Below are 10749 nucleotides of genomic sequence, written 5' to 3' on the forward strand. Positions count from 1 at the left end.
CAAAAGCGACGGAAACTGTGCTCCACAAAGTAATTTCGCCTATTCGCTGCGCTCTAAAATGAAAACCCTTCTGTCCCCGTCAACCCTATATCTGAAATGCGAGTCGAGCGGAAAAACGCCCTTTCACCCCAACATTCGGCTACCAGCTCTCTAATAGGGTTCTCCGTGTCTGGATCACAAAGCGCAAAACAGCAGCTTCCACTACCCGACATCAAGCAGGGCGACCCTGTCTTTTCCCGAATGAGTTTCAGCATGAGCGGCATGCTAGGATATTTGTTTCCTACAACTGGATCAAAGCTATTCATCAGAAGATTACCCAATGGGAGATTCCCATTTTTCCATGCTTCCAGTCGGTTTTCGGTTTCCACTGGGTCAGCATAAGCTCCCAAACCCGCAAGCGACCGGTAGGCCCAGGCGGTTGAGATTCCAAATGACGGTTTAAATAATACGATGGATTGACCAAGTAATGAACCCCTTGACGTCTCGCCCAATCTCTCAATCGCCTCTCCGCGGCCTCTCATAATGAGTGGTTCCGATTTCAAAAAGAGCGGACAATCCGAGCCTAATTCCCCTGCGAGCCCTTCTAAAGCAGAGTCATCTTGAATGTCTAGAAGTGCCGCCAGACCCTTTAAAACGGATGCCGCATCGCTGCTGCCCCCTCCCAGTCCCGCTCCAATAGGGATATTTTTCTCGATTCTTATATCGACTCTCGCCTCAAAGCCAAAGTTGCGCAGGAAACGGTCCGCTGCCCGCCAAGCTATGTTTTGGTCGTCAATGGGCAGGTGCGGATCCGTCGATTTGAGGAAAATCCCCTCTTTGCCCGCCTCAACCGTTAACGAAACTCGGTCGCCAAAAGCTAAAGGGGCCACTAGACTCGTTAGCCCGTGAAACCCGTCCGCACGCAACCCAGTCACGGCAAGCGACAGGTTAATTTTCGCAGGACTGGATATCTCGATTTCCATGGCACCCTCGTAGCAAGTACTAAACCGTGCTTTTTCGAACCAATAGGGCAAGCTCTCAAACCGATCTCGATCGTTTGCCTTTGCATGAAACGATAAAAGGACTTCATTGTCGTTTTTCGATGACCAAAAATTTTGATCAAACAGGTAACTGCGAACTGATCCTCGCCTTGGATATCGACGATCGGTCCAAGGCGATCGAGCTCGTCAAGCGATCCGGCGAAAGTCTGAATTGGATAAAGATCGGGCTCCAGATGTTCACAAAGTATGGCCCGGAGTACGTTCGCGAGATTTCAGATCTCGGCAAAAAGGTATTCCTCGACCTCAAGCTTCACGATATTCCCAACACCGTTGCCAAAGCCATCGCCTCCGCTTCCGAGCTCCCGATCGATATGCTGACCATTCACACCTGTGGCGGGAGGGAGATGATGGAATGGGCTGTGAGGTCGCAGCAAGATCACAAACCCGACCTACAGCTTCTCGGGGTTACCGTCCTGACTTCCATGGACGATGAAGCCCTCGCAGGAATCGGGGTCAACCGCTCCGCGGCAGAGCAAGTATTCGCCCTAACCGCCCTTGCAAGTGATGTCGGTTTGAGTGGACTCGTTTGTTCCCCTCATGAAGCCGCCAAGGTCAAATCCATACATGGCAATCAATTCAAGCTTGTAGCTCCCGGCATACGGCCGGTGGGTGCCGACGCAGGCGATCAAAAACGCATCATGACCCCTCGACTTGCCGCGGAACAAGGAGCGGATTTCATCGTCGTAGGACGACCCATCTACCAAGCGGAAGATCCCGAGTCTGTAGTGAAATCGGTTCTCGAAGACTTACGGTAGTCCCGCGACTCCTGTACGATTAAAATGTCTCGAGCTCGCCTATGAATCCACCGTCACCATCCGCTACTGCGATTCTTTTGGCCGGCGGTTCAGGCACTCGTATGGGGGAAGCGATTCCTGACAAGATGCTTCTCCCTATTTGCGGCAAACCGGTTCTCCGTTATTCAATCGAGGCCTTTGCCAGCTGTGAAACGGTAGATTCAATAATCGTAGTCTATCGGGACGACGCGCAAAAAACGTCTGTCGAACCTTTGATTCCAGTCGATGCGTTTCGCCGTGTCGAATGGGTCCAGGGAGGTGAAAGGCGCCAGGACTCCGTCTGGTCCGGGCTATCGAAATTGAGTTCGGATTGCGACGTGGTCCTCATTCATGATGGTGCCCGTCCTTTCATAGATCCTGAAACGATTGATACCGTGGCAAAAGCCTCTAGAGGCTCGGGCGCTGCCTGCGTCGCTCGAAAAGTCACCGACACGATCAAACAGGCTAAATCTTCGGAGAGTGGATACACTCTTAAGACAATTAGCCGTTCGAACCTGTGGGCGATGGAAACGCCTCAGGGCTTCCAGATGCCTGTCATCGTCGAGGGGTATCGAAGTACAATCGAGAGCGGCCTGCTCGTTACGGATGACCTGTCTGCAATCGAAGCCACAAATCTCCCGGTCTCGCTGATCGAAATCGACGCTCCCAATCCCAAACTGACAACCCCTCGGGATGTCCTCTTGTTCGAATTCCTGTTCAATCGGCGGAGCGAAGGATGAAAAGTCAGGATGCAGCAAAGAGGTGGTGTCGTGGAATAGGGACCGAAATAGGGGCCTTTAAATACCCTATACCCGGAATAAAGCCCATTTACGTAGACAAGTTTGAAAAATACGCCAATGAACCCACCCATGCCGCGTACTTTGGAGAGGCTACCGACCTGCCCTTTGCAGACGAGTCACTTGACTATGTAGCATCTTCACACGTTTTGGAGCATACTGCCAACCCCGTGAAGGCTCTATGCGAATGGCATCGCGTTCTGAAGCGAAAGGGCATCGTCTACATGGTCGTCCCGGACAAGCAGTTCACTTTTGACTGCCCTCGAAAGACCACGGTCGTCGACCACATGATAGACGACTATCTGAACAATGTGGACGATTCCGACCCCACGCATATCGAGGATTTCGTATATGGGGTCGAATGGTCCGAGTTCGCCCCGAGCGACACCTCTGATGAATCCAAGGAAAATCGGGCCGAACTCGCTCAATCCTACAGGCTCGCCACCGAGCGAAAAGACATTATCAACATTCACTTTCATGTCTTTACGAAGGACTCGCTCCTAGACCTAATTAAATCCGTTAACCAAGATGATCGCGTACCTTGCCGATGGACCATCGAGGCAACCGTTACTCGATTTCCCGATGAAATACCGAACGGCATTCTCGTCGTGTTGAGAAAAAAAGCCCACAAATTCAGATTATCTCTATTCAAACAGACAAGGAACAAGCGACTGCATCCCAATTTCCCACTACTTAAATCCGCTCGCGCTTTTACCCAAAGAAGTACGAATTCAGTTTAGCTCCATTTCCTATCCATTTAATAAGTTCCGTGTCAGAGAAAGAACAGACAGCTCCTATCCGAATTGGCCAAGGCTATGATATCCATCCATTCAAAGAAGGCAGACCTATGGTTCTGGGCGGCATCTCCTTCGATACTCCTTACGGATTGGACGGTCATTCCGACGCTGATGTCCTTACTCACGCTATTTGTGACGCGTTGCTCGGCGCTGCTGGCCTGCCCGATATTGGTCACTATTTTCCAAATACAGACCCCAAATACCGCAATATCGATTCGCAAGAGCTCCTGAAGGAAGTTGCCTGCTCCATCAGCAACGAAGGATACGTTATCGGAAACATCGACGCAACGTTGATCGCGGAAAAACCGAAGATCGCTGCGAAAACGGATGCGATGAAGCATCGTCTCGCCCAAAGCGCCGGGATCAGCCCCAGTCAAATCGGAATTAAAGCGACCACCAATGAAGGCCTCGGATCAATCGGTCGCGGAGAGGGAGCGGCCGCTCTAGCGACCTCGTTGATCTATATTAAATGACCCGTCCTCCCTTCAGAAATAATCTCATCGAATGGGTGTACACCATTCTTTCTTTCATCCTATTGGGCGTATCCAGTTTTATGCTTTTCGGCTGCTCTAATTCAGCATCCAAAAACGCCGAAATCGCCAACACTCTAAGGATTGGCCATCCGGCCGAACCCAAAGCGATAGATCCACATCAAGCGATCTCCGTCGCAGAGGGTAATATCGCGAGCGCCCTATTCGAAGGACTGGTAACTCAGCCAGCACAAGGTGACACCGAAATACTGCCTGGTGTCGCGAGTAGTTGGACCGTTAACGCAAAGAATTCGAAATTCGTGTTTTCCCTCAACCCCAATGCGGTGTGGTCAGACGGTACCCCAATCGACGCCAACACATTTGTCGAATCGTACGAACGGATACTGACGCCTCGTTTTGCCGCTCAAAACGCCGTTCTCTTCTACGATATTCTCAATGCAGAAGAATTCCACAAAGGAGAAATCAACGATTTCTCGAAAGTCGGTGTCTCCGCGATTTCCAAATACGAACTCGAGATTGAATTAAATAGGTCCGTTCCATACTTCCTCCAAAAGCTCAAACACTTCGCTTGGTTTCCCGTACCCATCCATGAGATACAAGCTAATGGCGACCTTTACTCGATTTCAAATAGTTGGGCAAGTAGTCAGAACTTGGTTTCGAATGGCCCCTATACGCTAGCTTCCTGGCAACGAAATTTGAGAATCTCTATCGTCAAGAACAAGAGGTACTGGGATGCGGAGAGGGTATCCGTTGTTTCGATAGAGTTTCACACCATCGAAAATACCCAATCGCAATACAGGGCATTCCAATCCGGTCAAATAGACGTGACCGAAGAGATCCCATCGGAACTCAAAAGCGCGAACCTTCCAAACGCTCGCTATGACCCTGTTCTTTCAACTGCCTATTTGGTCCTGAATACAGAATCTTCCTCTCTTAGAAGTTCCCGCGCTCGCATTGCACTCAGCCAGGCTATCGATCGGAAGCTCCTGATCAAAGCCGTTCTGAAATCCGGAACCCCAGCAAATCGGTTCACCCCGGAATCAATGCCCGGTTATCCACTTCGATCAAATTTAGCGAATCCTGCCCTCGTTACTCTCGCCGAGAGTGAGCTTGATGCGCTAAGTGGAAACAGGCCTTTAACAATGATTGTCTCCAATCGCGACGTTTCAATCGCCGTCGCTGAGGCACTCCAAAACATGTGGAAAGCGAAACTGGGAATCGATGTCCGAATTCAGAACATGGAATTCCGGACTTTTTTAACGCGACTAGACGAGGGAGACTACGACATCGGCTATATCGCGTGGACAGGCGACTACGTTCACGCCTACACGTTTCTAGACGTGTTGAGAAGCGACGGACTGCACAACCGATCTCGATGGAAGCATTCGGAATACGACAACCTTTTGGACAAATCCCTGACTCAACACGATTCAAATTCCCTCCTCGAAACTCTTTATCAAGCTGAGAGCCTACTAATGGAAGAAATGCCAATCATTCCAATTTCCTGGAAAACCAAAGACTACTTAGTGAGCTCTCGAGTTCAAAACTGGCCAGCATCTCTAGTTCTTCTTCGCACTTATAAATACGTTCATCTTCAAAACTAAAGAACCAATGACAAACCGACTTTTCTGCAGCACCTTAATTGTTATCCATTGCTTCAACCCGTTCTCCGTCGCCACACCTGCGGACGACGCAATCGACGAAGGAATTCTCTTGCTCGGTAACGGCAGCGAGCCGCACAGCCTCGACCCGCACATCAACTCGTCTATGAACGGGCACCATGTGATTGTCAGCCTGATTGAAGGACTGATCGCGCCGCATCCCACAGACGATAGCCTGCCCCACCCTGGAATGGCCTACAAATGGGAACATGAAAACAATACGGTATGGACCTTCCATCTTAGAGACGCCAAATGGACTAACGGTGAGCCCGTAACCGCTCATGATTTCGTTTATGGCTTCAAGCGCATTCTCTCGCCGCGCTTAGGCTCTCAGTATTCAGAGATGCTCTACTCAATGAAAAACGCCAAAGAGTACAACGAAGGCGAGATTACCGATTTCTCGCAAGTCGGAGCGGAGGCTCTAGACAAGCTTACGCTGCGCGTGACCCTCAAGGAACCAGTCCCCTATTTCTACAATATCATTAAGCACAATTCCTGGTTCCCCGTCCACCCTGAAACGGTCGAAAAGTACGGTGCAATCGATGACCCCGCCAATAATTGGATACGCGAGGAATACGTAAGCAATGGTCCATTCGAGCTCAAGAATTGGCAAATGAACCAGATAATCGAGGTCGAAAAGAATCCGAGCTACTGGAACGCCGACCAAGTGAAGCTTAACGGAATCAAGTTCTACCCTATCGTCAGCGAGAACACGGAGGATCAAATGTTCAACAGCGGGGCGCTGCACTACAGCTATACGATTCCAACCGACATGATCCCCGTGTATCAAGAGCGCAATGACCCCACCGTTAAGATCGAACCCTTCCTTGGGGTCTATTATTATTCGCTGAATACGAAAGTGCCTCCTCTGGACAACCCGAAAGTTAGACACGCATTAAGCTACGCGGTAAACAGAAACACCATTGTACGCAGAATCACCAAAGGGGGACAGCTCCCTGCAGGCAATTTCACCCCCCCTGGGATAAGCGGGTACGAGCCAGAATCCATTGCCTCCTTCAACCCTAAGAAAGCGCGTGAGCTCATAACGGAGGCCGGTTTCCCAAATGGAGAGGGATTCCCCAAACTTACCTTGCTCTTCAACACATTGGAGAGCCACAAGGCGATTGCTGAGGCAATCCAGCAAATGTGGAAGAGCATCCTGGGAATAGACGTAGAAATCCGGAACCAGGAATGGAAAGTCTTCGTTAACACGAGACATGAAGGAAACTTCGAAATCGCCCGGAATGGCTGGATCGGCGACTACATGTATCCCGATACTTTCTTGAGGATCCTTCAATCGGATAGCGGGCAGAATGACGCTCAATATTCGAACCCCGAATACGATCGACTTATTGCCGAATCTTTTTCCGAAACCGACGCTCAGAAGCGTCTTGATCTCTTAGCTGAGGCCGAAGCGATCATGCTAAACGACATGCCTATTATTCCAATATACCACTATGTGAGAACCTACCGGATCGACCCTAGGGTCAAGGGCTGGAGTCCCACGCCGCTCGACGTGCGCAATTTCACGAACGTCTATTTTGAATAAGCGTCATCTCGACTGCTACCTGCCACGTTTTTCTCGCTTCACATATGCTCAGATTCATCCTCATTCGCCTCGGACAAGCCATCCCCATTCTCCTGGCGATCTACACGATCACCTTTTTTATGGTTCGTGCGGCTCCGGGTGGACCCTTCAGTCAAGAACGCAAAGTCGCTCCTCACATACTGGAGCAACAGATGGAGTACTACGGATTCAATGACCCCTTGCCTGTTCAATTCTTCAGGACTCTCTGGCAGCACGTCACATTCGAATTCCCCCCCTTAACTAGCTATCCAGGGCTTACCTCAAGGGATATTATAGTGGATACGTTCCCGGTTTCTCTAGAACTAGGTCTACTCGCCATGATCGTCGCGTTAGCAATCGGACTGCCTATTGGGATTCTTGCGGCTGCCAAGAAAAACAGCATCCTCGACTACGCTCCGATGAGCTTGGCCATGGTTGGCATTTGCCTGCCGACTTTCGTGATCGGACCGTTACTGGCCCTCGTTTTTGGGGTCTGGCTGGGATGGCTCAACATTTCCGGTTGGTTTTCGTTCTCAGACCGTATTCTCCCCGCATGCACCCTTGGATTATTCTACGCCGCCTATATCGCTCGCCTCACGCGTGGCGGCATGCTGGAGACATTGAATATGGAATACATCAGATCCGCGCGGGCTAAAGGGGCCCCAGAATTCAAGGTCGTTATCGTCCATGCATTGCGTGGAGGCATAATGCCCGTTATCTCGTTTTTCGGCCCGGCGCTAGCTGGCCTGATCAGCGGCTCCTTTGTCGTCGAGACGATCTTCCAAGTCCCTGGACTAGGCCGACATTTCATACAAGCGGCACTGAGTAGGGATCACTCTCTCATTCTTTCGACAGTCCTGTTCTATGCCGCCCTGATAATAGTCGCCAATATGATCGTCGATATCGTTCAAATTTTGCTCAACCCCAAACTCCGCTACCAATGAGCAGCCGTAAAGACATCGAAGTGATTCAGGCCCGCTCACCTTGGCGAGATGCCTGGCTAAAGCTCGGAAAGAACAGACTTGCCATGTTTGGCCTCGGCTTCTTCGCCACCATGGTTATTCTTTGCTACGCTAGCCCTCTCTTCTATCCTCACTCTCCTACCAGTCAAACGCTTTCCCTCGGAGCCACTCCTCCGTTATCGATGGGAATCGAACTCCGCTATGACGCAGAGTCCGAGGAGGCTGACGAAGTCATTACAGTCAAGGAATTCGCCGATGTCTACGCATCCAATCCTGAGGAAGAAGCACGTCGCATCCGCAATGGCGAAGTCATCGACGTCGATGGCTTGATATTCACGAAATCTTCCCGAATCCATATTTTGGGCACAGATGGTCACGGGCGAGATCTGCTTGCGCGGATTTTCCAAGGTGGCCGAATCTCTCTGGGTGTTGGATTCATCGCGACCTTCGTCTCTTTGCTTATAGGCGTTTTCTATGGAGCCATATCCGGCTATTTGGGAGGAAAGACCGACGCCATTATGATGCGGCTCGTGGACGTCCTCTACGCTTTGCCTTTCCTTATATTCGTGATCCTGTTAATGGTCATTTTCGAAGGTTCGGATCACCAGCTTCTACTCATATTTCTGGCAATCGGAGCCGTCGAATGGCTGACCATGGCTCGTATAGTAAGGGGCCAAGTGGTTAACCTAAAAAATCAAGATTTTGTAGAAGCGGCCCGAGCTACTGGCGTCCGGACATTTACCATTATCCTTCGCCATCTTGCCCCCAACATCCTAGGACCCGTGATTGTCTACTCGACCCTTCTGGTCCCCGCCGTCATGCTTTTAGAATCCACATTGAGTTTCTTAGGTCTTGGCGTGCAACCTCCCAATGCATCTTGGGGTACCCTCATCAAGGAAGGAGCCGAAAAGATGATGGTCTACCCATGGCTTCTCTTTGTTCCCGCGACATTCTTTTCCCTAACCCTTTTCGCTATGAATTTCCTTGGAGATGGTCTGAGAGACGCGCTCGATGTGAAATCATCTAAAGGTTGAACTCCACCATTTTACTCGCAGTCTAAATCTCCTGTATGTTCAAGGACCTTAAGCTATTCCTGGCCCTCCTGCGGCCCTACAAGATGCGCGTAAGGTTCGCTCTTCTGGTTGGTGGATTAGCCGGTCTTTGCACCGGGGCCGGAATCACGCTCGGAGCGGAAAAGCTGTTTTCCATCGTATTGAATGGGGAGCAATCGATGGAATTGAAACGCCTTATTCTCGTCGCAAGCATCTTTCCTCTCTTGTTTCTCACCATTGGCGTCAGTACGTTCTTAAGCACCTACCATCTCAACTACGCGGGACTAGGTGTCATTCGAGATCTAAGAGCAGAGCTTTTTTCCCATATCCAGCGGCTCCCATTGGCCTTTTTTCAAACCAAGAAGACGGGGGACCTTATCGCACGCCTAACCGCGGATACGCAGGCGATGCAGTACGCCCTCACAATCACCGGCCGTGACCTCGCCATTGCCCCTCTCACATTTTTGGGAGCCATTTCCATGCTGGCGTACAAGGGTTGGCAACACGATGGAGTCGTCTATATTTACTGCAGCATCGCATTACTCCCATTGGTCATTTTCCCCGTGCGAAAACTGACTCAGAAACTAGGCCAGAAAGCAAAAACCCAGCAGGAAGAGCTTTCCAGCGTCACGAACGATCTTTCTCAAAATCTTGGCGCAGTCAAAGAAGTGCGGGCTTTCAATCTTCAAGACCGAGAAACGCGGCGGTTTTCAAAGGGCTTAAGCGAACTCTTCCACTCGCAGATGAAAGTGGTCAAATACACCTTCTCCCTATCGCCCGTGGTCGAAATCATTTCCTCAGTCGGTCTGGCCTCGGCCTTTGTGGTCGGTTACTACAAAGGGGTTACCGGCGAAGTGTTTATCGCCATTTTTGCTGCGCTGTACTTCAGTTACTCGCCGATTAAACGGATCAGCTACCTAGCAGGGGAACTTAAGAAAGGGGCCGAATCACTGCGGCGCATCCGTGAAATCATCAATGAACCGGTCTCTATCGAAGAACCCAGTTCGCCCGTAACTATTAATTCCATACAAGGTCGAATCGAGTTTCATGAGGTGTCTTTTTCCTATGAAGACTCACCTGCTCTGAAGGACGCGAGCGCGGTAATCGAACCCGGGTGTGTTTGTGCCCTCGTTGGACCTAGCGGCACGGGCAAGAGCACTTTCGCCAATCTCGTCCCCAGATTTTACGACGTACTTAAAGGGAGTATATCCATAGATGGAATTGATATACGTGAGTTCAATACGAACGACTTGAGACAGCGCATCGCAATCGTTTCCCAAGAACCCGTGCTCTTCGACGACTCAATCGCAGAAAATATCCGTCTCGGCCGACAAGACGCGACCGATGAAGAGGTTTTCGAGGCAGCTCAGCAGGCCTTCGCAGACGACTTCATCAAGGAACAACCAAAAGGATACCAAACGATTGTGGGTGAGCGAGGGACCCGTCTATCCGGTGGACAGAAACAGAGAATCGCCATCGCGCGAGCCTTTCTCAGAAACGCTCCAATCCTAATACTAGATGAAGCTACCTCCGCTCTCGATTCAGAAAGCGAGCGGATGATCCAGAAAGCCTTAGACAAACTAGTCGTCGGCAAAACGGTCCTAATTAT

General features: G+C 50.5%; 10 protein-coding genes (1 of these 10 running past the window's edge). 9 read left to right on the plus strand and 1 reads right to left on the minus strand.

The window, feature by feature from the left end; translation table 11 throughout:
* Window positions 1–53 precede the first annotated feature (53 nt).
* A complete protein-coding gene (ispE, locus tag GA004_RS17625; RefSeq protein ID WP_283395196.1) occupies window positions 54–962 on the minus strand; it encodes a 4-(cytidine 5'-diphospho)-2-C-methyl-D-erythritol kinase in 909 nt (302 codons plus the stop codon).
* Window positions 963–1081: 119 nt separating this feature from the next.
* Between ispE and pyrF the strand changes: the two genes are divergently transcribed.
* The 9 genes in view from pyrF to GA004_RS17670 are tightly spaced (at most 44 nt apart) and all read left to right on the plus strand, a layout consistent with a single transcriptional unit that may run on beyond the window.
* Window positions 1082–1795: an orotidine-5'-phosphate decarboxylase gene (gene pyrF / locus GA004_RS17630; protein WP_283395197.1), complete on the plus strand. Its 714-nt coding sequence runs from the start codon at window positions 1082–1084 to the stop codon at window positions 1793–1795.
* A 41-nt stretch (window positions 1796–1836) separates the two neighbouring features.
* On the plus strand, window positions 1837–2553 hold the full coding sequence (gene ispD / locus GA004_RS17635) for a 2-C-methyl-D-erythritol 4-phosphate cytidylyltransferase (RefSeq protein ID WP_283395198.1): 717 nt from the start codon (window positions 1837–1839) through the stop codon (window positions 2551–2553).
* Window positions 2550–3350: a class I SAM-dependent methyltransferase gene (locus tag GA004_RS17640; protein ID WP_283395199.1), complete on the plus strand. Its 801-nt coding sequence runs from the start codon at window positions 2550–2552 to the stop codon at window positions 3348–3350. The genes ispD and GA004_RS17640 overlap by 4 nt, the downstream gene beginning before the upstream one ends.
* Window positions 3351–3379: 29 nt before the next feature.
* The gene (gene ispF, locus GA004_RS17645) at window positions 3380–3880 is read left to right on the plus strand and encodes a 2-C-methyl-D-erythritol 2,4-cyclodiphosphate synthase (protein ID WP_283395200.1); all 501 of its coding nucleotides are present in this window, start codon (window positions 3380–3382) and stop codon (window positions 3878–3880) included.
* Entirely contained in the window at window positions 3877–5502 is a 1626-nt protein-coding gene (locus GA004_RS17650) for a peptide ABC transporter substrate-binding protein (protein ID WP_283395201.1), read from the plus strand. Before ispF ends, GA004_RS17650 begins: the two co-directional genes overlap by 4 nt.
* Window positions 5503–5509: 7 nt before the next feature.
* Complete coding sequence (locus GA004_RS17655; protein WP_283395202.1) at window positions 5510–7108, plus strand: peptide ABC transporter substrate-binding protein; 1599 nt, start codon at window positions 5510–5512, stop codon at window positions 7106–7108.
* Between the two features lie 44 nt (window positions 7109–7152).
* A complete protein-coding gene (locus tag GA004_RS17660) occupies window positions 7153–8070 on the plus strand; it encodes an ABC transporter permease (protein ID WP_283395203.1) in 918 nt (305 codons plus the stop codon).
* The gene (locus tag GA004_RS17665; RefSeq protein ID WP_283395204.1) at window positions 8067–9122 is read left to right on the plus strand and encodes an ABC transporter permease; all 1056 of its coding nucleotides are present in this window, start codon (window positions 8067–8069) and stop codon (window positions 9120–9122) included. The genes GA004_RS17660 and GA004_RS17665 overlap by 4 nt, the downstream gene beginning before the upstream one ends.
* 35 nt (window positions 9123–9157) lie before the next feature.
* Window positions 9158–10749, plus strand: partial view of an ABC transporter ATP-binding protein gene (locus GA004_RS17670; RefSeq protein WP_283395205.1) — the 5' portion only. It continues 142 nt past the right edge of the window; the window shows 1592 of its 1734 coding nt (coding positions 1–1592); the start codon lies at window positions 9158–9160; the stop codon falls past the right edge of the window.

It is taken from the genome of Candidatus Pelagisphaera phototrophica, from assembly GCF_014529625.1.
Taxonomy (GTDB): Bacteria; Verrucomicrobiota; Verrucomicrobiia; order Opitutales; family Opitutaceae; genus Pelagisphaera; species Pelagisphaera phototrophica.